At 60.2% G+C, this 24,009-nt stretch carries 21 protein-coding genes; 8 read left to right on the top strand and 13 right to left on the bottom strand.

What is annotated here, in order from left to right; genetic code table 11:
• Nucleotides 1-202 precede the first annotated feature (202 nt).
• Entirely contained in the window at nt 203-652 is a 450-nt protein-coding gene (locus tag C7411_RS17805; RefSeq protein ID WP_110385563.1) for a hypothetical protein, read from the top strand.
• A 201-nt stretch (nt 653-853) separates the two neighbouring features.
• Here the strand turns inward: C7411_RS17805 and C7411_RS17800 are convergent, their stop codons facing one another.
• From C7411_RS17800 to C7411_RS17770, 7 genes are all read right to left on the bottom strand, one after another.
• Nucleotides 854-1,744 (bottom strand): aldo/keto reductase family oxidoreductase, encoded by an 891-nt coding sequence (locus C7411_RS17800; protein ID WP_373682601.1) that lies wholly within the window; start codon nt 1,742-1,744, stop codon nt 854-856.
• 542 nt (nt 1,745-2,286) lie between these two features.
• Nucleotides 2,287-3,015, bottom strand: a complete 729-nt coding sequence (gene glnQ, locus C7411_RS17795) for a glutamine ABC transporter ATP-binding protein GlnQ (RefSeq protein WP_165822831.1) — start codon at nt 3,013-3,015, stop codon at nt 2,287-2,289.
• Nucleotides 3,012-3,668 (bottom strand): glutamine ABC transporter permease GlnP, encoded by a 657-nt coding sequence (gene glnP / locus C7411_RS17790; RefSeq protein WP_110385560.1) that lies wholly within the window; start codon nt 3,666-3,668, stop codon nt 3,012-3,014. Before glnP ends, glnQ begins: the two co-directional genes overlap by 4 nt.
• A 63-nt stretch (nt 3,669-3,731) precedes the next feature.
• Nucleotides 3,732-4,484, bottom strand: a complete 753-nt coding sequence (glnH, locus tag C7411_RS17785; RefSeq protein WP_110385559.1) for a glutamine ABC transporter substrate-binding protein GlnH — start codon at nt 4,482-4,484, stop codon at nt 3,732-3,734.
• Nucleotides 4,485-5,170: 686 nt separating this feature from the next.
• Nucleotides 5,171-7,345 carry a catalase/peroxidase HPI gene (gene katG / locus C7411_RS17780; RefSeq protein WP_110385558.1) on the bottom strand — a complete coding sequence of 725 codons (2,175 nt, stop codon included), beginning with the start codon at nt 7,343-7,345 and terminating at the stop codon, nt 5,171-5,173.
• A gap of 538 nt (nt 7,346-7,883) precedes the next feature.
• The gene (locus C7411_RS17775) at nt 7,884-8,126 is read right to left on the bottom strand and encodes a GntR family transcriptional regulator (RefSeq protein ID WP_110385557.1); all 243 of its coding nucleotides are present in this window, start codon (nt 8,124-8,126) and stop codon (nt 7,884-7,886) included.
• 104 nt (nt 8,127-8,230) lie between these two features.
• Entirely contained in the window at nt 8,231-9,763 is a 1,533-nt protein-coding gene (locus tag C7411_RS17770; RefSeq protein WP_243413213.1) for a glycoside hydrolase family 68 protein, read from the bottom strand.
• A 365-nt stretch (nt 9,764-10,128) separates the two neighbouring features.
• Between C7411_RS17770 and C7411_RS37065 the strand changes: the two genes are divergently transcribed.
• Nucleotides 10,129-10,596: a hypothetical protein gene (locus C7411_RS37065; RefSeq protein ID WP_133253668.1), complete on the top strand. Its 468-nt coding sequence runs from the start codon at nt 10,129-10,131 to the stop codon at nt 10,594-10,596.
• On the opposite strand, the gene C7411_RS17765 is transcribed toward C7411_RS37065, so the two are convergent.
• Nucleotides 10,547-11,536 carry a LysR family transcriptional regulator gene (locus C7411_RS17765; RefSeq protein WP_243413207.1) on the bottom strand — a complete coding sequence of 330 codons (990 nt, stop codon included), beginning with the start codon at nt 11,534-11,536 and terminating at the stop codon, nt 10,547-10,549. The two genes, C7411_RS37065 and C7411_RS17765, sit on opposite strands and share 50 nt — an antisense overlap.
• A gap of 51 nt (nt 11,537-11,587) precedes the next feature.
• Here C7411_RS17765 and C7411_RS17760 point away from each other — a divergent pair, with 51 nt between their 5' ends.
• The 5 genes from C7411_RS17760 to C7411_RS17740 all read left to right on the top strand — a co-directional run bounded on the left by C7411_RS17760 (nt 11,588) and on the right by C7411_RS17740 (nt 17,243).
• Complete coding sequence (locus tag C7411_RS17760) at nt 11,588-12,748, top strand: L-dopachrome tautomerase-related protein (protein ID WP_207786542.1); 1,161 nt, start codon at nt 11,588-11,590, stop codon at nt 12,746-12,748.
• A 61-nt stretch (nt 12,749-12,809) separates the two neighbouring features.
• On the top strand, nt 12,810-13,358 hold the full coding sequence (locus C7411_RS17755) for a GlcG/HbpS family heme-binding protein (RefSeq protein WP_110385554.1): 549 nt from the start codon (nt 12,810-12,812) through the stop codon (nt 13,356-13,358).
• Nucleotides 13,359-13,398: 40 nt separating this feature from the next.
• Nucleotides 13,399-14,466 (top strand): aldo/keto reductase, encoded by a 1,068-nt coding sequence (locus C7411_RS17750; protein ID WP_110385553.1) that lies wholly within the window; start codon nt 13,399-13,401, stop codon nt 14,464-14,466.
• Nucleotides 14,467-14,644: 178 nt separating this feature from the next.
• On the top strand, nt 14,645-15,703 hold the full coding sequence (locus C7411_RS17745; RefSeq protein ID WP_207786540.1) for an L-dopachrome tautomerase-related protein: 1,059 nt from the start codon (nt 14,645-14,647) through the stop codon (nt 15,701-15,703).
• Between the two features lie 370 nt (nt 15,704-16,073).
• Nucleotides 16,074-17,243 (top strand): porin, encoded by a 1,170-nt coding sequence (locus C7411_RS17740; protein WP_110385551.1) that lies wholly within the window; start codon nt 16,074-16,076, stop codon nt 17,241-17,243.
• 106 nt (nt 17,244-17,349) lie between these two features.
• On the opposite strand, the gene C7411_RS17735 is transcribed toward C7411_RS17740, so the two are convergent.
• The 5 genes from C7411_RS17735 to C7411_RS17715 all read right to left on the bottom strand — a co-directional run bounded on the left by C7411_RS17735 (nt 17,350) and on the right by C7411_RS17715 (nt 22,647).
• Nucleotides 17,350-19,074: a GGDEF domain-containing protein gene (locus C7411_RS17735; protein ID WP_207786539.1), complete on the bottom strand. Its 1,725-nt coding sequence runs from the start codon at nt 19,072-19,074 to the stop codon at nt 17,350-17,352.
• A gap of 347 nt (nt 19,075-19,421) precedes the next feature.
• On the bottom strand, nt 19,422-20,750 hold the full coding sequence (locus C7411_RS17730) for an NTP/NDP exchange transporter (RefSeq protein WP_110385604.1): 1,329 nt from the start codon (nt 20,748-20,750) through the stop codon (nt 19,422-19,424).
• A 57-nt stretch (nt 20,751-20,807) separates the two neighbouring features.
• The gene (locus C7411_RS17725) at nt 20,808-21,560 is read right to left on the bottom strand and encodes an NADPH-dependent F420 reductase (RefSeq protein ID WP_110385549.1); all 753 of its coding nucleotides are present in this window, start codon (nt 21,558-21,560) and stop codon (nt 20,808-20,810) included.
• Nucleotides 21,561-21,616: 56 nt separating this feature from the next.
• Complete coding sequence (locus C7411_RS17720) at nt 21,617-21,976, bottom strand: hypothetical protein (RefSeq protein ID WP_110856304.1); 360 nt, start codon at nt 21,974-21,976, stop codon at nt 21,617-21,619.
• 29 nt (nt 21,977-22,005) lie between these two features.
• Nucleotides 22,006-22,647 (bottom strand): cupin, encoded by a 642-nt coding sequence (locus C7411_RS17715; protein ID WP_243413206.1) that lies wholly within the window; start codon nt 22,645-22,647, stop codon nt 22,006-22,008.
• A gap of 328 nt (nt 22,648-22,975) precedes the next feature.
• Here C7411_RS17715 and C7411_RS17710 point away from each other — a divergent pair, with 328 nt between their 5' ends.
• A complete protein-coding gene (locus tag C7411_RS17710) occupies nt 22,976-23,986 on the top strand; it encodes a substrate-binding domain-containing protein (protein ID WP_110385547.1) in 1,011 nt (336 codons plus the stop codon).
• The last annotated feature ends 23 nt before the right edge of the window (nt 23,987-24,009 follow it).

The raw sequence follows: 24,009 nt of genomic DNA, 5'->3' as shown, positions 1-24,009 counted from the left end.
GTGTGCAGAAGCGGGCCGCAAGGGGCGCCGTAGTGTGCATTACTCTCTCCGTACAATGACGGAAAGGACTATCGTTCCCCCGAACGTCTACAACGGCCGGCTCGAAAAAGTCGATTGCGAATGATCCCCTGCCCCCTCCTCGCGGACATGAGCAGCTCAGACGCTCTCGAGCTATCGTGCGGCGAACCGACTCCCGTTTCAAATGGTAACCGAACAGTTCGAACGAAAGGACATACGCAAGCCATCGCTCGGCGAGCCCGTGGTTGTCGATGCGCTCGTGCGTCAGTTCGCCACTCGCGTTATCGACACCTGGACGGCGTTTCTAGTGGGTGAGCCCGGTTTCGAAGTGCCGCTAGCCAACATTGGGAAGGATGCGCGAGATATGGCCGCAATCTTCCTTGGGCGTAACGACAGCTACGACCGTACACCGTGGAACGCAGACAATCGGCTCGGGGTTTATCTGCGGAGCCTCCTGCCTGAGGAGTCCCAAGACTACGGCGATCCTGGCAGTGCGCTCTTCATGTGGTTCGCCTACCAGGTTGCCAAGGCGTGCGAGGTGGCCGAAAGCGATCAGAACGCCGAAGAGGCCTGCCGCCGGCTGGAGCCGATCATCCAGGACGTGATCGCCTGGCTTTTGCACGTCAGGCATTGAGCGTGATCGAATTGGTTGTGCCTGGCATCGGGCGCGCCGCAATTGACCACATTGCCCGTCCGGTCTCAACGGATTCAGGATCCCGCCTCGAAGAGGATTGGGGGAATATGGACGCAGCGAGGCCCATGCACATCTTCAGGCGCTGCGTATCACGCTGAACGTACGCGGACGGAATTTCCTCGCCCGCGCCGTGCCGCCCGCTCACTCTTGAGCTTTGCCGATTGCGTCGAGTTGCGCGAGTACCTCGGCGGAGAGACCGAGCGGACCAGCGGTCAGGTTGTCGCGCAGATGCGCTACCGAAGACGTCCCCGGGATCAACAGGATGTTCGGCGCACGGTGCAGCAGCCAGGAAAGCGCAACGACCATCGGCGTGGCGCCGAGCGAGCGTGCAATGTCCGATAGCGCTGACGACTGGATCGGCGTGAAGCCGCCCAGTGGAAAGAACGGCACATAGGCGATACCGCGCGCCGCCAGCGAGTCGATCAGCGTATCATCGGCGCGATGTACGAGATTGTAGTGGTTCTGGACACAGACTATTGGCGCGATCTTTTCGGCATCGTCGATCTGCTTTGCCGTCGCGTTCGACACGCCGATATGGCGCACAAGTCCGCGTTCGCGCATGTCGGCGAGCGCTTCCATCTGACGCTCGATCGGCCCCTCCGACGGCTTGTGCACGTCGCCCATGATGCGAAGGTTGACAACGTCGAGCGTGTCGAGGCCGAGATTGCGCAGGTTGTCGTGCACTGCCCGCTCAATGTCGGCAGGCTCAAGTGCGGGCAACCACGCGCCAGCGGCGTCACGCACCGCACCCACCTTGGTGGCGATCGTCAGATCAGCAGGATACGGATGCAGCGCCTCGCGGATGATCCGGTTCGTCACGTGTGGACCGTAGAAGTCGCTCGTGTCGATATGGTTCACGCCGCGTTCCAGCGCCTCGCGCAGCACCGCAACGGCTTCCTCGCGGTCCCTCGGCGGCCCGAACACGCCGGGGCCAGCAAGCTGCATGGCGCCGTAGCCCATGCGGTTGACGGCGCGGCCCGCGAAGAGAAAGGTTTGGGCGGGCATTGCGGTGTGGGTGGTTGTCAGCGGCATCGTGCTCTCCTCATAAAGCGGTCGACGTAGTATGGACGCCGTCGCACTGCGCGATAATCCCCTGTAGTCCGCACAGGCTGTACAAAAAAGCGCACACCGGGAAGCAGTCCGCAGTGACGGGAGGCTCGGCCGCCAAACAACGATGCCCTGAAAGATTACGGCGGTATCCGACGGGTTGCCGATTTACGAATGGGCTTTCCCAAAGTGCGATAGCAGAGGCGAGAGAGACGACATGGGCAAGATCGTGCCCCGCCATCTTTTCGACTCACGTCAGCAACCATTACCGGCGCAGTCCGCTCAACGGCGTCATTCAAGGCACCGAATCGCCTTTGGACTTTCGCGAGACGGCTCAGCATCTTCCGATGCCCTGCGGACAGCTCCGGACGGAACAGGTCGAACAGATGCAGCATCTTCCGGCTCTTCTGACATCGTGCAAAGCCGAAAGTGCTCCAGGCGTCCCACCGAAAGGACGCCGGTTTGCGATACAGTCGCATCAGCCTCGGCTTATCCGCGAGAACAATGGACGGCCACCAGGACTTGAGCTACGACACATGCCGCAAAAAGTCCATCAAACGTTGCGTAGGTGGATTATCGATTAGCGTCGCTGGCGCGCCGTCTTCCGCGATCCCACCATTGTCCATAAAGAGCAGGCGCGTCCCCACCTGTTTCGCAAAGCCGATCTCATGTGTGACGACAATCATCGTCATACCTTCGGTCGCAAGGTCCTGCATGACCTTGAGCACTTCGTGACGCAACTCCGGGTCGAGCGCAGACGTCGGCTCATCGAACAGCATCAGCTTCGGCTTGATCGCAAGTGCACGCGCGATGGCAACGCGCTGCTGCTGGCCACCAGACAGCTCCGACGGATAGTGATCCGCGCGCGCCGCGAGACCTACCTTGTCGAGAAGAGCCATCGCCTGCGCACGCGCTACTGCGCGCGTGACGCCACGAACTTGAATCGGCCCGAACATGACGTTCTCAAGCGCTGTCATCTGCGGGAACAGGTTGAACTGCTGAAATACCATCCCCGCTTCAAGGCGTATCGTGCGGATATCCGACGTGTTGCCTTTGACGCTCAGGCCGTCAACGAGCAGTTCTCCACCACTGATTTTTTCGAGCGCGTTGATGCAACGAAGCAGAGTCGACTTGCCCGAGCCCGATGGCCCGACGATCACGACCACCTCTCCGTTCTCGATGCGTAGATTGATGTCCTTGAGCACCGGCACGGTGCCGAAGCTTTTCGAAACACCCTGGAATTCGACCATGCTCATAGTATGCGCATCCTTCGTTCAACCAGACGCAACGACAGCGTCATCACACCCGTGAGGGCCAGATAAATCACGGCCACCGCAGACCAGATTTCGACCGCGCGAAAATTCCCCGCAATAATTTCCTGGCCCTGGCGTGTCAGTTCGCCGACGCCAATGACGATAAACAGCGACGTATCCTTCAGACTCACAATGCACTGGTTACCTAACGGAGGAATCAGCCTGCGAAATGCCAGCGGTCCCACGATTTTCAGCAGAACGCGCGGCATGGATAGTCCCATCGCGAGGCCTGCTTCCATCAAACCCTTGGGGATCGACAGCAATGCTCCTCGCACGACCTCGGCCAGGTAGGCGCCCGAGTTCACCATAATGGCGATGATGGCGGCCGTGAGTCCGTCGATCCTGATGTGCGCGAGCAAAGGCAGCGCAAAATAAAGAAACATCACCTGAACCACAATCGGCGTGCCGCGAATGAGTTCAACATAGACCTGCGCTATGACGTTAAACACGAGGGGACCATACGCGCGGAACATGCCGGCGACGACGCCGACAACAAACCCGCCAACCAGTCCCACAAACGCAATGAATACCGTCAATTTCACGCCGGCCATCAAGTCTGGAAGAGCAGTCCAGATAACTGACCAATCGAATTCCACACACCGCTCCTGATTGAGTCGTCTTCGCGCAGTGGACGTCGCTGCGCGTCGTGCCATTGCCGGTTACGACTTGGGCGGCTCCGAGCCGAACCACTTCTTGTACAGCGTCGCGTAGCGACCGTCGGCTTTTATCTTGATCAACTCCTGGTTGACCTTGGCGACCAACGGACTCCCCTTCGGAAAACCGATGCCGTACTTGTCGCCGCTGACCGGTGTGCCGGCGACTTGCACTTTCCCTTTACCAGCGGTGTTGACGAAATAAAGCACATTTGGCGTGTCGTGCATCGCAGCGTCCACCCGACCTGCCTCCAGCGCAAGATAGGCTTCGTCGATATTCGGGAACTGCTTGATCTCCTTCGGTTTCAGGTGCGCCTTGATCCAGTCGATGGTAGCCGTCCCGGTTTTCGCTGCAATGACCTTGCCGTTCAGGTCGTCGATGGATTTGATGCTGGTGTTACCCGTTTGCACCATGGCGGCGAGCCCGCTGTCGTAGTACGGATCCGAGAAGTCAATCGCCTTCTTGCGTTCCTCCTTGATCGTCATACCGGAAAGCGCCACATCGATGTTCTGGGTTTGCAGTGCCGGAATGAGGCCGCTGAAGTCCATTGGCTGGATCTTGTAAGCCCAGCCCTGGTCCTTTGCAATTTCCGCCCAAAGGTCGAGATCGAAACCGACATACTTGTCGCCCTGCTTGAATTCGAAGGGCATGAACGACGTATCGGTGCCAACGACGAGTTCTTTGCTGCCGGCGTGGGCGAGAGCTGTGCCGAACATGGCGACAGCAACCATAGACTTGAGGAAGGATCGACGTCCCATAGATTCTCCGCGGTGGTAGGCAATGCCCCTGACATCATCAAAGGCGACGGACTAACGCTAGACAGCGCCGCAACACACGATTCTCGATCAAACTAATACGCAACATGTGTTGTCATGACGGATAGTACGACACCAAAATGTTTTGCAACAGGAATTTGTGTCGTTGAAACGCCTGGGTGACGACTCGCGCCTCCCGCGAGTATGGACAGCCGCGGCAGTTCTTTGCATCTCGTGGTGGCACCGACCTTTCCAACCGATAGCTCGCGCCGCTGCTGACCGGCGCGCGGTTACTACGTGCGGCAGTTCGTCGCGCATCGCCGAGATGTCCTGTACGTGTGCGCATGAAGGCGATGAGGTCGCGCGACAACGCGACTATGCCGCCCGTGAGTTCGCGGCCGAAAGACTATCGTGTGAAAGCGGTCTCAACTGGTCGATTCGGCGCCCTGGCTTCGTCTATGGCGATGGGCACATCGGGCAGATACCCGTATCGCCCAGATGCTCAAACTGCACCTGGCCAATCGACTGAGTATGATTGACCACCGCGAAATCGCCACTTTCGTGAAGATGGGATTAAGCGGCGCTCTGGATCGCAGGATCGTCAATGGGGTGGACGAGCGTGACAGCAGAGCGAAGATCGAGCGTCGAACTTCGGGCCGGATAAAGCGACCCGAAGTTCCGGCGGAAACTCAAGCCAGGTCAAAGCGGTCCAGATTCATCACTTTGGTCCAGGCCGCGACGAAATCCTTCACGAACTTCTCCTTGGCGTCGGCGCTCGCATAGACTTCCGCGAGCGCGCGCAGCACCGCGTTCGAACCGAACACCAGATCGGCGCGCGTGCCGGTGTACTTCGCTTCGCCGCTCTTGCGGTCACGCCCTTCAAAGCGCTCCGACGAGGCATCCACCGCCTTCCACGCCGTGCCCATATCGAGCAGATTGACGAAGAAGTCGTTGCTGAGCACGCCCGGCCTGTCGGTCAGCACGCCGTCGTTGCTGCCGTCGGTATTCGCGCCCAGCACGCGCAGGCCGCCGATCAGCACGGTGAGTTCAGGCGCGGTCAGCGTGAGCTGCTGCGCTTTGTCAATCAGCATTGCTTCCGTCGAGGGACCATCCTGCACACGGCGATAGTTGCGGAAGCCATCGGCCTGAGGTTCGAGCACGTTGACCGATTCGATATCGGTCTGATCCTGGCGCGCATCCACACGGCCCGCGATAAACGGCACGCTAACCTTCACGCCCGCCGCTTCAGCCGCCTGCTCGATACCGACCACGCCGGCCAGCACGATCACATCCGCAAGCGACGCCTTGCCCGACGCCTGCTGGATCGCCTGCAGCGTCGGCAGCACGGCGACCGCGGCCTTGTTCACGTCCCAGTCCTTCTGCGGCGCGAGCGCAATGCGCGCACCGTTGGCGCCGCCGCGCTTGTCGCCACCGCGGAACGTCGATGCCGACGCCCACGCGATCGACACCAGCTCGCTCACCGACAGGCCCGAGTCCGCGATCTTCGCCTTCAGATCGGCGATATCGGCAGCGCTCGGGTGATGCACGGGTGCGGGCAGCGGATCTTGCCAGAGCAGATCCTGCGCGGGCACTTCAGGGCCGAGGTAACGCGCCTTCGGGCCCATGTCGCGGTGGGTCAGCTTGAACCATGCACGTGCGAACGCTTCGCTGAACGCTTGCGGATCGTCGAGGAAGCGGCGCGAAATCTTCTCGAATTCCGGATCGAAACGCAGCGTGAGGTCGGTGACCAGCATGGTCGGCTTGCGCTTTTTCGACGGGTCGAACGGATCGGGGATGATCGCTTCTGCATCTTTCGCTTCGAACTGGATGGCGCCAGCCGGGCTGCGCGTCTGCACCCACTCGTACTTGAAAAGGTTTTCGAAGAAGTGATTGCTCCACTGCGTGGGCGTCTGCGTCCAGACCACTTCGAGACCCGAGGTGATCGCGTCCGCGCCCGCACCCGAGCCGTAACCATTGTGCCAGCCCAGACCTTGCGCTTCGAGTGGCGAGGCTTCCGGCTCCGCGCCCACGTTCTCTGCCGAACCGGCGCCGTGGGTCTTGCCGAGCGTATGGCCGCCGGCGATCAGCGCGACGATTTCCTCATCGTCCATCGCCATGTTGCCGAAAGTCGCGCGAATTGCCGGCGCCGCCGATACCGGGTCGCCGCTGGCGTTCGGGCCTTCCGGGTTCACGTAGATCAGGCCCATTTCGGTGGCCGACAGCGGGTTCTTCGCGAGCGTTTCCGGATCGCGGTACGCGAGCCACGTCTTCTCGTCGCCCCAGTTCACGTCCATGTCCGGTTCCCACACGTCTTCGCGGCCAGCCGCGAAACCGAAGGTGCGGAAGCCCGCGTTTTCCAGCGCAACGTTGCCTGCGAGCACGATCAGGTCGGCCCACGAAATCTTCTGGCCGTACTTCTGCTTGACCGGCCACAGCAAACGGCGCGCCTTGTCGAGACTGACGTTATCGGGCCAGGAATTGAGCGGCGCGAAGCGCTGCTGGCCACGGCCTGCACCGCCACGGCCGTCAATCATGCGGTAGGTACCGGCGCTATGCCATGCCATGCGGATAAAGAGGCCGGTGTAGCTGCCCCAGTCGGCGGGCCACCACACCTGCGAGTCGCTCAGCACCTTGCGCAGGTCGGTCTTGAGTGCGCTGTAGTCGAGTTTCTTGAACTCCGCGCGATAGTCGAAACTTTCGCCCAGCGGGTTTGAACGGTTGGAATGCTGGTTGAGCAAATCGACACGCAACTGGTTGGGCCACCAGTCGAGGTTCGACGTGCCACCGCCGGCGATCGGTCTGGCAGCGGCATGGAACGGGCATTTGGCTTCATCGGGCGTGGGTGTATCGATGGGCGTACTCATGTGTACTCCGTTAGCGTGGGAGAGTGACCTAATATATCCGTTCTCGATGACACAACCCAATTGAACACATTTATTTCGCTGATAGTCGGCCGCTGGCCTCTTTCCAGCCCCACACCAGCAAAGGATTGCAACTACCTTACTCAGCGCAAACCTGGACTCAACCTCCCATGAAGTTCTGACCGGGAGACGGCTGGTCAGCCAGATTGTGAATGTGTTGAAATAGCCATGTATTTTTAATTTTCTAGTTATCCATAGTATTGCTCATTGCCAGTTGAATCATGGATCGGCAAACGTCGGCACAGTGCTTGTGGTGCAACCGAATCCAAACGATTTCACAGTTCAGCTTTGACCTTCGCCGACGTGCCTGCTACCGCCGTCAGCGTGGATATGAATGGTCTCCGCGCGCCGCTCGTTCGCAGCGGTCGTGGTTTGTAATATCCCGGTTAGGTGGTCTCCCCGCCAGGCACAGGCGCGAAACACGGGTCGCTCGCGCTCCAGATTAGCCACATGCAAACCCGAGCGCGTCCGCTCCTATCGATTACCCGAGAACGATCGTCCCCCTGCGAGTGGTACCGACCGTGAGCCCGCGAAGCGCCGTCACGCGCATCGCCCGGTTCACCGTATTCACATGCAGGCCGAGAAAATCCGCGAGCAAGCGTTGCGGGGGCAACCGGCTTCCCGTCTTGAGCACCCCGTCACGAATAGCATTTTCAATGGCGTCTGCCACTGCAAGATATGAAGGTCCGTGGTAGCCAGACAACTCAGCAATCCAGCGTGGCATCGCGATACTCCCTGTTCCATTTGTCTAACGCGGCTACACAGCCGAACTTCGTGTGCGGCAACACCTTTTGCTGGCTGTTGCATGGGTGCTGCCGCCTGGCGGACTCAATGATTCGAGTTGCCACCGTCATTGTGACCATCGCCCGTTGCCGGCATATTGGCCGGAATATCGCCATAGCCTCCCAGCCCGCCGCTGCCGTAGGAGCGATCGACTGCCGTTGACGTGCCACTGATGTTCACCTTCACGGTCGGGGCAAGCGTGCCGCCGCGGCGTGCCCCGATGGCATCAATGAACGACTCGACGAGCCCCCCCGGCATCACGTAGTGCGAATACGACTGGAATGCGCGCGGATTCTGGTTCGGGTCCTCGGCATATGGCGCGCCGATCGGTGCGCTGAAATCGGTAGGATTGCCGAGCACGAGACCTCCCCCCCCGTTCAGTGGCTCAAAGTCGCTACGGATGCCGTTACCGACGAATCCGTACACGCCGTCCGGCCCGTCCACACCGGCTGCCATGGTCGCACGGTGACTGATCGTGAACAGATAGTACTTGCCGTCCTTCATGAAGATCTGCGGCCGCTCAGTCTGGTCATCCACGCAGTTTGCCGACAGGATTGGCGGAAGAAATTTCCACTCGGTCAGTTGCTTGTTGGTTGCGATCGCGAGGCCCACGTTCGCTTTCTGGTAAATCGCCCCCATGTTCATCACCGTGTTCAGGTCTTCGCGATACGGGTCGTTGGGCGCGTAACCGAGGTCGGCGTCGGTACAGGTACGCGCCCCACGCGGACCACCCGTGTTGCCTTCGAACACCATGTATGTCTTGCCCGGATGCGCAGGGTCGGTAAAGACAAACGGATCGCGGAACGAATAGTAGTCGTTCTGCTGCCCGGTCTGGTACATCACACCGTCAGGCTGCAGCAGCGCCTTGTGATCGTCGAAACCGCTGAACCAGACGTGCTTGTCATCTGCATGAATATGGCCGTCCGCCCGCGTGATGATAGCGATCGGCGCAGTGATGTCCGATCCGCCCGGGGCAGACCGGTTAAACGACAGGGCCGTGTAGTAGAGGCTCACGTTGTCTCCGCCCAGGAAGCGCGCCGAACCCGACCATTCAGCGTTGTTGGTCATCGGCGCCGTACCGAACACTTTCACGCTTGCACCGTCCGGGAACAGATGGCCGCCCCAGGTCCATCCTCCGTCGGCCGGGCGTTGCGATGCTGGTATGCCTGCGCGGCGATAAAAGAAGCCGATACGGGCGTGGACATGCCGGTCATCGAATGTGTAACCGGCATGAGGGTCCGCGGTCAGGGAGAAGATGACTTCCCAGCCCTTGTAGCTCAACTGGTTCGCATGAAGATCCGCAAGCGGCCACGTATCCCACACCCACACGTTCGGGTTGATCAACGGGAAGTCCTGCGGAATGTCCGGCATCGTCAGTGCCTGCGGCAGCGAGTTCTTGTCCACCGCTGTCGCCGTATGTGACTGCGCCAGGATCTGCCGGATGTCGGCACGCGTCCAGCGCATGGTGAAGTTGCCCTCTGGGTCGTAGGCCTGCTGCGTATGCGGAGTCGGAGCTGGGAAGCCCGATACTGGCGACGAAGTTTGGGCGTGTGCCGGAACCGCGCAGACGGACGACATCGCAGCGAGCCCCAAAAGCAAACGTTTGCTCAAAGAGCGTTGACGAGAAGCATTCGAATATTTCATGTGGACCTCGTATCACAGGGGATGGGAAGCACAGGGAGAGACCTTCCAAACCGGTTTGAATGCTAAACCTAACCGGTTTTGTAATCAAATGATATTTTTATTAAGTGAAATTACTATTTGCTTTCACCGGAGCGATGATTACCCGTTTCGCTCACAGACATCGTCACTGAGGTTCACACGTGGGTGTGCGCGACAGCATGTTGATAATTCGCGATCGTCACACCACGTGGAAAATACGGATTACCAATTAATTACCGGGAAATACATACAAACAAACCCATGCAGATTGCACCAAACGCTTGCCGGGCATCATCGGCCATGAGGCCGTCACGCTGGTCAAACTCCATGTGCGCGGCCCGGCGGTCAGCCGAGACACATTCCTGCGATGGTGGCTGTGCAAGCATGCGTCGCGTGTGGTGGCTCGGTCCGAAGGCCGGGCCTCGCGCTACGAGCGACCTCACAGCATTGGGCAGACCGAGCCGTGCCGGCCGTTTTGCCATCCGCAGGCCTGTGGCATCGATCCGCTGGCACAGCACAGCAAAGGACGGCACGACGACTGGTACGACGTCAGGTCGGGCGGTCGGAAGGTCGACGATGGCATCATTGATGCACCAGAACCTGCTTTTTGGGGAGCTTTGATGGCGTCGGTGGCCACTCGCCATCCACTGCTGGCGCACAGCCGCATGCCATTGGACGAGGCGCCGCGTTGCGGGCGCATCACATTGACGACAGCTCGGTGGAAAACGAATCAACCAGAAAGTCGATGAACAATTCGACTTTCTTGGACTGTGAGCGTTGTACCGGATGTAGCGCAAGAAAGGAGATGGGCTCGGGTTCGAAAGCGTCGAGAACCGTCGTCAGTTCACCCCGTTCGACCTCTGCAGCAACTTCCCACCACGATTTCTGCGTCAGCCCGACACCCGCGCGTGCCCACAGCACAGGCAATTCCGAATTGTTGCTGGTGAGCGCTCCTTCGATTCGAATGACCTGCGCCACGTCGCCGCGTCCGAATCGCCAGGTGGCAGAAAGATTCGCATCCGGGTTGTGAACGATACACACATGGTTGCGCAGATCGCCAGGGGTTGCCGGCGCTCCATTGCGCTCAAGATACGCCTGACTTGCGACGACAACTCGCCTTGAGGTGGCAATCACGCGGCCAACCAGCGACGTATCCCTGACCGGGCCACCCCGTATTGCCACATCGAACCCTTCCGCAACGATGTCTGACATCCGGTCGTCCAGCAGCAGGCTGATACGAATGTCCGGATGGCACGCCGCAAATGCACCGATCAGCGGAGCAATGCACCGACGCCCGAGCGGCGTGGGCGCAGTGACGCGCAGGACGCCCTGAGGCGTGTCGCGATAACGCTGCACCGCCTGCTGTGCCTTCAGGAAGTCCGCGAGGAGGCTCTCACAGTGCGCAAGCCAGGTCCGTCCGGCATCCGTGAGTGACTGGCGGCGAGTCGTGCGCACAATCAGCTTGACGCCGAAGCGCGCTTCAAGTGACGCAATACGTTCGCTAACAACCGAAGTCGCGAGTCCGAGTTTGCGCCCAGCGGCCGACAATGACCCCAATTTAGCTACTTCCACAAACACCTGCATGTCATTGATGTCGCGCATCCGTCTTTCGGCTTTTCCGTAAGAAGTTTCCGGGTCAGATGGCTTACCGGCCGCCGTCTTCCTGTGGATACTGGAGAACGTTAGCATGGAACCGGTTTCATTATGAGAATGACAATATCTCGCCGATGGATGGTCGGCGTGCTGGCAAGCACGTTCTCCGCGCTCGCCGCCGCCCAGGTCGCGCCCCTTCCGGGCGTCACGGATACCCATGATCAGGGCGGCGTGTCGGCGGGGTCGCTCGAAGTCGTGGCGCGGTTTTATGGTCCGGGCCCATCGGGCGTTGTTGTTACCCATGACGGACGCATCTTTGTTGGCTTTCCGCGCCACGCCGAGGATCACAAGGGCCCGACGCTTGCCGAACTGAAAGACGGACGGCTCGTTCCCTATCCGGATGCGGCGCACAGCCTTCCCTCGGACCGCGCCGCCGCCGAGCGGCTCGTCTCGGTTCACGGCATGACCATCGATGCGCGGGGTCGAATCTGGTTGATCGATGACGGAAAGCGCGCAGGACACCCCATCCCGCCTGGCGGCGCCAAGATCGTCGGCATTGATCCCGCTACAGATTCGATAATCGCGACTGTTGTCCTGAAGGCGCCTGCACTGCTTCCCGACAGCCACATGAACGATCTGCGCGTGGACCTCACGCACGGAGAACAGGGCACCGCCTATATCGCGGACTCGTCATTCGGCACCTCACCTGCAATCGTCGTCGTCGATCTCGCCACAGGCCGCCAGCGGCGCGTTCTTGCACACGATCCGTCGACGCAAGCCGAGCCGGATTTCATGACCGTACTGGAAGGTCGGCCGCTGCGATACGATGCAAAGCACCCGACGTTTCCCGTCGGTGGTGTGGATGGCATCACGCTCAGCGCAGACAGCTCCCGCCTTTACTACAGCCCCTTGTCGAGCAGGCGGCTCTACAGCGTCCCGACCGACCTGCTGGCCAATTTCGACACCAGCGATGCGCAGCTCTCGGCGGCCGTGAGCAACGAAGGTGAAAAAGGCACCGCCGACGGACTCGCAACCGACAGCGAAAACCGCATCTACACGACAGACTCGGAGCACGACGAGATCCTGCGCCGCTATCCGGACGGGCACTTCGATGTCGTCGTCCGGGATCCGCGCATCGTCTGGCCCGACGCGATCTTCGTCGCCGGGCACTACGTGTATGTGAGCTTGGGGCAATGGAACCGCCTGCCGGGTTTCAACGGCGGCCACGATCTGCGGCAGCCGCCCTATCTGCTGATTCGCGCGCCCATCGATGAAGCGCCGTCAGTCGACCGGCAGCCTGCCGGCTAGTCCCTGTTCTTCCGGCTGCGGTACCTGCTGCTCCCTCTGACCCCGCACGAAGAAGGGCCTCATGAAAGACAGAAACTCCTGGTCCCGACACCGCGCCGTATGCTGCTCACTTGTCTGCCTGTCTGTACTCGCATGTGCATCTGCATGCGCCGCGCCGGCCAATGACAGCATTGTGACGACGCAAAAGCTGGCGTGGCGGGTTGCAAATGAGCTTGCCGTGAAAGCCGTCGAACTGTGCGAGCAGCGCGGCTATTCGGTCACCGCCACCGTGGTCGACACGAGCGGCCATCAGCAGGCTGTCGTGAAAGGCGATAGCGTCCCGCTGCAATCGCTCTCCGTGTCCTACCGAAAAGCCTATACAGCCTACTCGTACGGCCAGGCTTTCGGTATGCGATCGACCGGCGAATTGCTGCGCGCCGGTCACGGCGGCCCCGCCGATGCGGGGCTCAACACAATCCCCGAAGTACTTTTCGTGCCGGGTGGCGTGACGATCCGATCAGGCAACAGTGTGCTGGGTGGACTCGGCGTGTCAGGTGCGCCCGGCGGTGACAGGGACGAGGCGTGTGCAGCCGACGCGCTCGCCCAGCTCCAGGATCGCATTGGTCGCTGAGCAGTGTCTCGCGGATCACTCATCAAGACGGAACAATCCTATGGAATATCGGCAACTCGGACAGTCCGGATTGCGCGTATCGGTGCTCTCTCTTGGGACGCTAACTTTCGCCGGCGAAGGAAAGTTCGGCGCGGTCGGGTCAACCGGTCTGGAGAGCGCCCGGGAACAGATCGCTCGCTGTGCCGAAGCAGGCGTCAATCTCATCGATACCGCCAATGTCTATTCGTACGGTCACGCCGAGGAGATTCTGGGCGAAGCACTCGGCGGACATCGCCATGACTTTCTGATCTCGACCAAGGCACGGATGCCTGTGGGAGATGGCCCCAACGATGCCGGCGCGTCACGCCACCATCTGATCCGCGAGTGCGAGGCAAGCCTGCGTCGCCTGAAAACGGACCACATCGACCTTTTCTACCTGCACGAGTGGGACGGCACCACACCGCTTGAGGAGACGCTCGAAGCGCTCGACACACTGGTGCGCTCCGGAAAGGTCCGCTATATCGGTGCATCCAATTATTCGGGGTGGCACCTCATGAAAGCGCTTGCCACCTCAGCGCGGTACCAGTACGCACGCTTTGTAAGCCAGCAAATCTACTACTCCCTGATAGCGCGCGAAGCCGAATACGAGCTCGTGCCGATCACGCTAGACCAGGGCCTGGGTACGCTGGTATGGAGCCCGCTTTCCGGAGGTCTGCTGTCGGGAAAATATCGTCGGAACAGTGTTGCGCCCCCCGGATCGCGGCACCTTGGCGAGTGGGACGAGCCGCCGGTCCGTGACGTCACCCTGCTTTACGACGTCGTAGAAGCACTCATCGCCATCGCAGAGGATCACGACGTAAGCGCCGCACAGGTTGCGCTTGCGTGGCTGCTCACAAAGCCCGGCGTGACATCGCTGGTCATCGGTGCCCGCACCCTCGCGCAACTCGAGGACAATCTTGGTGCGGTCCACCTCCAGCTATCCCACGAAGAGCGCGCGCAGCTCGATCGCCTCAGCGCACCGCCGCTCCTTTATCCATACTGGCATCAAGCCAAAACTGCTTCCGACCGCTTGAGTGTCGCCGACCTGTCCCTGCTCGGACCTTACATCCATGCGGGCGCAGCGAGTTGAATCAACCGCTGCCGATCAGGCCACACGGTCCCGCGCGGTGTGTTCGGGCCGGCAACAGAAATGTCGTTCGACGGTAGACGTTGTTCTGACACTGGCTGCTGCGGCGCTCATGGCGTCAGCAGCCAGCATGCCAGTATGTGCCGGGAAAGCACTGCGAGACGTCAATCGCGGGGAAGTCGTGGTTTCAACGGACTCCGCCGAAATATCCGGCGTCGCATTCTCACACGACGGTCGCCTCTTTCTAACCTTGCCCCGTGTCGGCAGGAACCACGCGGCCGCGGCAGTAGTCGAGGTCGTCGGCACGCGCCTCGTTGCTTTTCCCGACAGGGCGACAACGGAACCCTCGAAGCGGCCGCTCGCTGACTGGATCGTGTCCCCTCTCGGAATCACGGTCGCGTGCAACACGCTATGGGTACTTGACGAGGGCAAGCGTGCGGGGATCGACGGCATCCCCGAAGGGGCTGCGAAGATCGTCGGCATCGACATTCCCAGCCGGCGGATCGTCAGGCGCATTCTGTTTAACCGGCCGTTCTTTCGCGACACAATTCAACTGAACGATCTGCGCTTCGATCCGACACACGGCGCTCAGGGAACACTATATATCTCGAATAACGGATATGCTCAACCCGACCAGTCCATTATCGTCGTCGATGTCGCTTCGGGCCGCATGCGCGAAGTGTTCCGCGACCGTCCCGAGACTTCACCCGCCCCAGGCTTCATGACCTACGTCGAGGGCCGTCCACATGCATACAGTCTCGAACATCCGACGATGCCTCAGGGCGGTGTCAACGGAATTGAACTGTCTCCCGACATGCGTACCCTGTATTGGACCACCCCCACAAACCCCGACTACTACAGCATTCCGACCGCAGTAATCAGCGATTTCTCGAAGTCCGACGCCCAACTGGTGGCTGCGATCCATTTCGAAGGACAAACAGCCTCAAACGGCGGACTGGCGGTCGATCCCGGCGGCACACTCTATTTCGGGGATGCGTCGCGCTACTCCATACTCAAACGCGACCCACAGGGCCGCTTCTCGCTTGTTGCGCGAGATGGCCGACTCGTGTGGCCAGACGGACTCGCCTACCGGGACGGCTACCTGTATGTGAGCATCGGTCAGTGGCAACGCATGCCGGGTCTCAACGACGGCCACGACCTCCGGCGCCCGCCATACCAGGTACTCCGGTATCGCGTGCGCACGAGCTCAACACCGGGCTCGCCACCGCCAATGCGATAAGCCGGCCCTGTGCGCGAACGCAACAGTGCGCTCCCGGCCACATGCCAGGCAAGAGTTCATTCACTTGACACGTGAAGATCATTAGTCTGGCATGCAGATCAAATCTTTCCGTCAAGCAGCGAAAAAATAAAAACAACAGTGCAGCAACACGTGTGATACACCACGAAACTCACGATTACCGCGCCCGTCCTTATATCTTCTATCCACGGATGGCACTTTCGATTATTGAAAGACAGTATTACTTCGTGCGCTGCAGCGATCGTTTTTCCCTCTACCTACACTGCGTCGTCAGCCTTGACTGAATGCCGGTCCAGCACCGAAGTCATTCAGCCCAGCGCTGACTGCTCAACCACACCATCAGAGGGAATCAATGAAACGCCAACAGATGAAACTGTCCCGGTTTGCATGGCTACCGGCTCTCCTGCTCACCAGTGCGGCACACGCACAACAGACCGTGACGCTATACGGGCTGATTGACGAAGGCCTCAATTTCACCAGCAATACCGGCGGCCATAGCGCATGGCAAATGTCGAGCGGCGATACATTTGGCAGTCGGTGGGGTTTGAAAGGCAGTGAAGATCTTGGCGGTGGCGACAAGGCTATCTTTCAGCTGGAAAACGGTTTCAACGTGAACACTGGCAAGCTCGGTCAGGATTCGAGCATGTTCGGCCGTCAGGCGTTCGTGGGTCTGTCGTCCTCGCAGTACGGCACAATTACGCTCGGGCGCCAGTATGACACCAGCGTTGACGCGCTCGGCTTTGGCAGCATCACGTCAGCCGGAAACTGGGCAGGCGACATCACTACTCATCCCTTCGATAACGACAATGTGGACTGGGACTTCCGCGTCAACAACGCCGTCAAGTATGTCAGCCCGACTTACCGCGGGCTCACTGCTGAAGCCATGTACGGCTTCAGCAACCAGCCCGGCGGTTTCTCAAATAATCGGGTCTGGGGAGCGACGCTGAACTACCAGAATGGCAATCTGACTGCGGCTGCGTCCTATCTGAAGCTCAACAATCCGGGGCTCGCCTCGGGCGGTGCGATCAACAGCGGCGATCTCTTCAATGCTTCGTCGCAGCAGGACATCGGGGTAGCGGCCTCTTACCAGTTTACCCACGTGCTGGTCGGCGCAGCATGGTCCCATGTTGATGTCTATAATCCGGTCAGCAATGCGTGGATGGACAATACCAGCCTGCCGAATGGCGCGACGTGGAATTCGTGGAAATTCGACAACTTCGAACTCAACGCACAATACTACTTCACCCACGCGTTTTGGCTGGGCGCGGCCTATACATTTACGATGGCGCATCTGGACGCGTCAGACACGAAATATGTACCCAAATGGCACCAGCTCGGTCTGATGCTCGACTACGACCTGAGCAAGCGCACTTCGCTCTATCTGCAAGGCGCCTGGCAGCATGTCGTCAGCGCCCATACCGGGACGAGCTTTGACGAAGCACAGATTGTGGATGCCTCGGCTGGCGCATCGTCGGGAGTCAACCAGATGGTCTACCGCCTGGGCATGATCCACCGGTTCTAACCGCGCGCGCCGCCCGCATCGGAGCTCGGTCAACTCCGGCTTCACTGCGGGCCTGTTTGGAATCGACAAACGTCGGGTACGAGCCAGTCGACGGTTCCCGCCGCGTTCAACTGGCTGAATGTTCGTTCGGAGACGGTCCGCCCGCGGCAAAGTGGATACGGTCCCGTCCCGCCATTTTCGCCGCGTACAGAGCGACATCGGCTCGAGATACCAGCTGGCGCCATGTCACACCCGTCGCCTCTGCCACGCCAAAGCTGGCGGTGACCGGGACACATTCACCATCAGGGGTCCTTATCTCCAGCCCTCGCAATACGAGCCGTACCCGGTGCGCGAGAGCCTGTATGCTCGACGCGTCCCGTGCCTCACACAGGATCCCGAACTCCTCGCCCCCCACACGCGCAACAAGGTCACCCGGGCGAACGCTGTTCGACAACGCGCCAGCCACAGCGGCAAGAACACTGTCACCCATTGGATGGCCATACCGGTCATTGATCGACTTGAAGTGATCGATGTCCAGCAGGATAAGAAAAATGCGGGCGTGCGCATCCGGGTTCGCGATCCTCGGCTTGCCACGCGCTTCGAAGGTCCGCAGGTTCAGGAGTTTCGTCAAGTGGTCTGTCTCCGCCAGATGCCTGAGCTGGCGCGTGTGTGCCGAACGCTCGCGCAGTCTGGATTCCAGACGGTTAATCGCATCAAATAGCGCTTCCACCTCCCGGACACCGCGATGTCGCCGTGCACGTGCGGTGGGCTGTTCCTCTCCAAGGCCAATTACGGCTTCGCTCGCCTCGAGCAGCGGCTGCAACACTCGCGCCTGAATGAACAGCGCAATACCGGCGATCATGACGATGATCACGAGCGCAACGGCAAACACGGTCGCGAACTGGACGAGTGCCCTGTTTTCTTCCGCCGTGTAGTCGGACACGAGCTGGTCGATCCAGGCGCTGCGCCATGCGACGAGTGGACCCAGCGTTGCAACGTAACGTTCGGTGAACGCCGTAGCGTCCAGCGCATATGGCCCGCCGGCCTCACCTTCGGCAATCAGACGTTCCATGAGCGGCTCACCCTCGCCTGTGAACTCCGTCCTGGCGGAGGCCTGCAGGGCAGCCAGCGCGAGGCTTTGCCCACCCGCATTTTGCTCAAACTCAAGCAGCCCCAGTTGCTGCTCTGTGCGGCCGAGAATCAGATGGAATGCGTTGATATTTTGCGGGGGTACCATCGTCCGTGTGATGAGCGGCGCCACGATCTGAGAACCCAGGCGGCCGGCATCGTCTCGCAGCGCGCAGAGTACGAGCGCCCGCATGACTGGCGCGCTCAGGCGTGGATCCGCGCGCACCAGATCCTGCGCCTGCCAGTTCACGACCGCCCGGTAGGCGTCGTATGCCGCAAACATCGCATCGATTGCGCGCTGGACGTCGACGTAATGAGGCGGTGTACGGGCCGCCGCGGCATCGACAAGGCCGCGCGCCACTACCAGTTGCCGCGATACGCCCGTGACCAGCGGGAGCGGTACCTTGCCGTGACTTACAAGGTGCAGTGCGCGATCGGTTTTGGCGCGCGCTCGCTCGACCGCGGCCCGAGCCTTGGCGCGTGTTGCAGCGCTACTGTCCATCAGAATGTTGGATGGTGCACGCTCGGCGGAAATGCTGTTCGCGGCATCCAGAACAACACGCAGTTGCCCGAGTCGCGCGGCATTCTGCCTCGCGTCTGCGAAGCCGCGATATAGATGAACCAGTATGATTGCGGGCAACACGCCGGAAAGCAGAACCGCTGCACCGACACCTGACCATAGGAGCCGGCTTATTCGAGTTCGACGAAAAACCTTGGTATACACGTCTTGCGCCGCCAATTACCTGGGAATTGCATCGTATTACATTTCTCTTTCTGCGCATATCGACCGACAGGAATCTTCCATACAAATGCCATTCGGGTACGTGCCCTTTCAGTAAACGTACTGGCCAAAACCGTGCGGGCCGCGTTCGACAGGAAATCAGCCATGAACCAGTTTGCCATCCTGTTCGGTGATCGGTTTATGCAGGTGCGTGGGTAACCTGTTGCTCAACCGCCTCGCCCGCAAAAATGCGGACAGATTCATTGCCTGATCAAAGACCCGCCTCGACACCAGTGGACATTGCCTTCAGGGTAGCAAGCCGTTGCAGTATTTTCACCAGGGTCCGGAGTTCAACCTTCCATTGGACCTGCTGGAATCACCCCGCTTTCATGACGTCGGCCAAGCCACAGGCTGTTCATTAACCAGAGCAAGGAAAGCAGCATGGCAACGATCGCCATACCACCTCCCGACATTCCTATCGACTCGAATCCTGCATACGTCCATGCACCGATTTGATCTCCAGCACGATATATGACAGTATCGATAAAGCTCTTTGCCTTATATTTGTCCTCCCGATCCAGCTTCGTGAACAGTATTTCCCGGGTGGGTCTCGCAATCGCGAAGTTCCCGGCACGACGCAGCAAAGAGAAGACCACGACTGTGGAAAATGTCGACCACAGTGCGACAAAAGCAAACCCCACCGCACTCAGCGCCGGGATGAGAACCAGCGTAAGCGTCACTCCGAACCGGCGAATGATATGCCCCGTCACGAGTATCTGCATAAGCAGCGTCAGCAGATTTCCGACGAAATCGAGCGTGGCGAAAAAAGTGACCCGGGACGAGCCGCTTGCAAAGGTGCGATGGATCACGTTTGCCTGCTCGAAATAGAGTGTCGTGGAGGCCATCGAGAACAGCAGGATATAGACGCAGATGCTGGCGAGGTATGGCGAACGGATTGTCCGGGAAATGCCGGCGAGCACCGTTCCGCCGATCGCAGTGAATTCACTGCGAAAGTGCGAACTTCTCCGGTGCACAGGCGCAATGCGCCGCACACACCTTACCGAGACCTCCAGCAGGATGGCCGAGAGCACGAGCAGCCCAACAGGGCCGAAAAGATGATTGAGCGTCGCGGTGACTGCTGCGCCGACGATCGCACCTAGCGTTGCCCCGGCCGCCATCAGCGCGAAGAGTCGCCTGCCCTGCTCATCATCGAATGTGTCGACGACCAGTTCCCAGAAGACCGATACCACGAACAGGTTGAATACCGAAACCCATACGAAGAATACGCGCCCGATCCAGATGCTCTGCTCGTGAGATCCAAGCGATAGCAGAATGGCGAACACGAGCAGGTTGACGATAAAGAACCGGTAGGCAATCGCAATGAAGCGCGTGCGCGGAAGGCGTCGTGCGAGCGCCGCGAATGGCAGATTCGCCAATAGCATGCAAACAAGCGTGGCCGAGAACAGCCATTGAAGATTGCGCACTCCGCCATCGATGCCCATCGCGTCGCGAATGGGCCGGATAACATAGTAAGAACACAGGACACAGAACACATACAGCCAGCACCAGATGAGCGGACGCCCTTCCCCGGTCATGATCGGTACCCAGGGGCGCAACGCACCTGCCAGCCATGAAGTCGGGCGTCTCGCCCCGGTTTCAGGTTTCGCGTCAGACGACATGGCCATTCCCTGCTCGCAAACGCGTTCGAAAGACGACGATCGGGTCATTTTTACGGCTTACTGGCCACTGGGGGCAATACCCAGGCGTTGACGCAGTTCCGCAGCGCTGAGAACCACCTCGAAAAGCGATGACCCAGGTTCGAACTCGCGCGCCGCCCGCAATGGCCCGACGACGACGGGATCGAAACCAGCGTCGTGCACCAATGAGGCGGCAACAGCGAGCGCGCCCGGATTGTCACCTGCCAGGGGCACAGCGACGAGAGGAGGCTGGCGATGGGCCTCACTCGCGACGATGCTGGCATCGATCGAATTGAAACCACGAACGAGGCGTGTACCGGGAAAGAAGTGCGCGGAGGCAACCCCGCTGCCCTGTTGCATGGCGAGCTGCGCAGCCTCCCCGTCGCGCCATGCGTACGGATTGCACGCGTCAAGCACGACCTTGCCTGCCATCACGGACGAAAGATCGCGGCCCAGTTGCGGCAGCGCTCCATATGGGACCGCAAGCAGGATCGCATCGCCGAACGTGGCGGCATCACGAGGCGTGCCAGCATGCGCGGTCGTGCCGAGCTGTTGAACCATCCCTTCGAGCTCGTCTGGGTGCCGCGAGGAGAACATCACCTCATGGCCGGCCTGCACCCATAGACGCCCTAGTGTGCCGCCAACATGGCCCGATCCGATCACACCGATCTTTCGCGGATCCGAAGGAGTCTCGCCCCATGCAACGCGCAACGGTGAGGTTGAGAGAATCGTCAATGTCGCGCCGCTAGCGGCAATCGAAAGCAGGCGCCTGCGTTTTCCAGATATTCCCATTTCACTCCGTACAGTTGCCAGGCGCCGGAACTCGTCCCGCTGTGCGCCACGCTGGTCTAAGGCAGATGTGCGCTTTCGGCCTTCATCGTATGAGAACCCGATCTCTCATTGAACCAGAGCGCAATTGCTTGCCGCTCGGCATCGGTCATGTTCGTGACATTGCCAACGGGCATCGCGCGTAGTTCGACGACCTGGCGATAAATCGCGTGTGCGTGTTTATCAATCGTCGCCGGCGAGGCAAACGTCAGTCCCTTGGGTGCGCTGGACATCAAGGCTGGATGCTCCGAATGGCAAGCCGCACAGCGCGCCGACAGAATCGCGCCAATCTCATGATCGGTAACCGCGGCAGCCGCGCGCGCCATCGCCGGCCCAAGCGCAAGCAACAGCACGCAACCCAGTCGGATGATATTCTTCATCCAGTACACGCCAGGCATGACTATCGAACTCAGCTCCACAATTTTGGAAGAGCACCGTCCGGGCCGGACAATGGATCACTGCGTGGAAACTGTACTGCTTCCAGCTTCTGCATTTGCGCTGCAGTCAGCGCCTTGCGGCTGATGCCAATATCCTCATCCGGCGGATACGCGCCGACGACGAGAAAGTCGGAACTTGCTTCGAGCTTGCAGTGGCCGGTCCCGGCCGGTAACACCACGACATCGCCGGCCTGTACTTTCACCTCGCGCCCGACGGGTGCGGGGCCACCGAGCAACAGACGCGCGCTCCCTCCTGCAAAGCCAAGTACCTCATGGGTTTCCGGGTGGAAGTGGTGGAAATCGTAAATGCCATTTCGCCATTGCGGCGGCCACCCATTCTGTGCAAAAACCGCCTCGAAACTGGAGGCCGGGTCTGGTCCCTTCACGGTAACGGCGTTACGGTAGACCAGCACAGCCAGGTGCTGATTATTGGGAATCCATCCGTTGCTTTCGAATCGAAGCACCTCAGGCTCGACAGACCCAACCGCATCGCCATTTCGGGCCAATACTCGAGTAGCCGGAAATAATCCGCCAAGCGCAAGCGCCACATTCAGGTTTCTGCGTCGCAGATTGGCCATATCCGTCACCTCGAAAGCAAGCAGCGAAGCGATCATCGCATGAAATCGACGGCCGCGCCTTTCTGCATTTCCGGAATCAGTTTCCGCGTGGCCCTCACAACGGAAGTTGCCAGTTCAATGAAAGCTGTGTCGCGCTCGCGGCCAAGGCCACCAACCTCTTCACGCGCTCCCGTCCAGATCTTGACCTCACTGTGATCAGGATACGCTTCTGTGCAAGCCGCAGCCTGTCCCTGGACCTCCTTCGTGGTGGAGGGATGAAAATTCGTTCCGGGGCCACAATCGCAGTATCATAAGTGCCACGAACGCCCGGCCGCTTCACCCGGCTCCTGTGGGCAAATGAAGACGGACAGCACCCAATCCCGGTATGAAAACAAGCCTCAAGGCACTGGCCAGTTCTCTGGGTCTCTCGAAGACAACGGTAAGCCGCGCGCTGAATGGCTATGACGACGTAAGCGAAGCAACTCGCGCCCGCGTCGTCGCGGCCGCCGAGGCGCTCGGCTATCACGCGGATGCAACCGCACGCAAACTGGCGACAGGACGGGCAAACGCCGTCGGTATCGTGTACCCGTTCTCTGCCGGCGATCTTGGCGACCCGCGCTTTTGCGAGGTTGTCGCCGGCATTACGGAGGGACTGGGCGACCTGGACCTGATCATCGTGTCCGCCCGGCCGAACGCGGAGCTCGACACTTACCGCAGACTGGTCGACAACCGTCTGGTCGATGCTTTCATCGTCGCGCGCACGCTCGTTGACGATCCGCGCATCGCGTTCCTGCACGAACGCGACTTCCCGTTCGTCGCTTACGGGCGCACGAACAGCGAGCAGCCTTACTTCTGGTTCGACTTCGACAATGAGGCAGGTGCCTACGCTGCTACAAAACGGCTCATCGATTTCGGTCACCGGCGCATCGCCCTGGTCGGTGCACCGCTTTCACTGAGCTTTGCGTCCCAACGCCGCGAGGGTTTTCTCCGCGCGCTGCGCGAAGCCCGTATCAAGCCTGTTGCGCGAAACATGCGCCAGGCCGCCTTCGATCGGGATAACGGCTATCAGGCAACGCTCGCGCTGCTCGACAGCACCAGCCCGCCGACGGCCATCCTGGTCGACAACAATCTTGCGGGAATCGGCGCCTTGCGCGCCTTGCGGGACCGACGCCGCAAGCCTGGCAAGGACATTTCGCTGATCGTCTATGACGGTGTGCCTGCTGACAGCGCCGCCCCGTACACAGTTACGGCGGTTTCGCAACCTACCGGACGAGACTCAGGACTGGCACTCGCCGGGCTGGTCGTCGCGGCCATCGAAGGCCGCACGCCGCCCGAACACCGCCTCGCCGAGCCGTACATCGAGGCGGGCAACACTGACGGCCGCCTGCGAGTCTGAGCGCGCAATTCACGCCTGTGGGG

Origin of the sequence: Paraburkholderia silvatlantica (assembly GCF_003096715.1) — a bacterium.
Lineage (GTDB): Bacteria > Pseudomonadota > Gammaproteobacteria > Burkholderiales > Burkholderiaceae > Paraburkholderia > Paraburkholderia silvatlantica.
This window is presented reverse-complemented; position numbering and strand designations above follow the sequence as displayed.

Excerpts from the sequence above, each read along its gene's own strand:
- C7411_RS17805 (WP_110385563.1), top strand. The coding sequence starts at position 203 with ATGGTAACCGAACAGTTCGAACGAAAGGACATACGCAAGCCATCGCTC.
- C7411_RS17800 (WP_373682601.1), bottom strand. The coding sequence starts at position 1,744 with ATGCCGCTGACAACCACCCACACCGCAATGCCCGCCCAAACCTTTCTC.
- glnQ (WP_165822831.1), bottom strand. The coding sequence starts at position 3,015 with ATGAGCATGGTCGAATTCCAGGGTGTTTCGAAAAGCTTCGGCACCGTG.
- glnH (WP_110385559.1), bottom strand. The coding sequence starts at position 4,484 with ATGGGACGTCGATCCTTCCTCAAGTCTATGGTTGCTGTCGCCATGTTC.
- katG (WP_110385558.1), bottom strand. The coding sequence starts at position 7,345 with ATGAGTACGCCCATCGATACACCCACGCCCGATGAAGCCAAATGCCCG.
- C7411_RS17775 (WP_110385557.1), bottom strand. The coding sequence starts at position 8,126 with ATGCCACGCTGGATTGCTGAGTTGTCTGGCTACCACGGACCTTCATAT.
- C7411_RS17770 (WP_243413213.1), bottom strand. The coding sequence starts at position 9,763 with ATGTCGTCCGTCTGCGCGGTTCCGGCACACGCCCAAACTTCGTCGCCA.
- C7411_RS17765 (WP_243413207.1), bottom strand. The coding sequence starts at position 11,536 with ATGCTAACGTTCTCCAGTATCCACAGGAAGACGGCGGCCGGTAAGCCA.
- C7411_RS17755 (WP_110385554.1), top strand. The coding sequence starts at position 12,810 with ATGAAAGACAGAAACTCCTGGTCCCGACACCGCGCCGTATGCTGCTCA.
- C7411_RS17750 (WP_110385553.1), top strand. The coding sequence starts at position 13,399 with ATGGAATATCGGCAACTCGGACAGTCCGGATTGCGCGTATCGGTGCTC.
- C7411_RS17740 (WP_110385551.1), top strand. The coding sequence starts at position 16,074 with ATGAAACGCCAACAGATGAAACTGTCCCGGTTTGCATGGCTACCGGCT.
- C7411_RS17730 (WP_110385604.1), bottom strand. The coding sequence starts at position 20,750 with ATGTCGTCTGACGCGAAACCTGAAACCGGGGCGAGACGCCCGACTTCA.
- C7411_RS17725 (WP_110385549.1), bottom strand. The coding sequence starts at position 21,560 with ATGGGAATATCTGGAAAACGCAGGCGCCTGCTTTCGATTGCCGCTAGC.
- C7411_RS17720 (WP_110856304.1), bottom strand. The coding sequence starts at position 21,976 with ATGAAGAATATCATCCGACTGGGTTGCGTGCTGTTGCTTGCGCTTGGG.
- C7411_RS17715 (WP_243413206.1), bottom strand. The coding sequence starts at position 22,647 with ATGATCGCTTCGCTGCTTGCTTTCGAGGTGACGGATATGGCCAATCTG.
- C7411_RS17710 (WP_110385547.1), top strand. The coding sequence starts at position 22,976 with ATGAAAACAAGCCTCAAGGCACTGGCCAGTTCTCTGGGTCTCTCGAAG.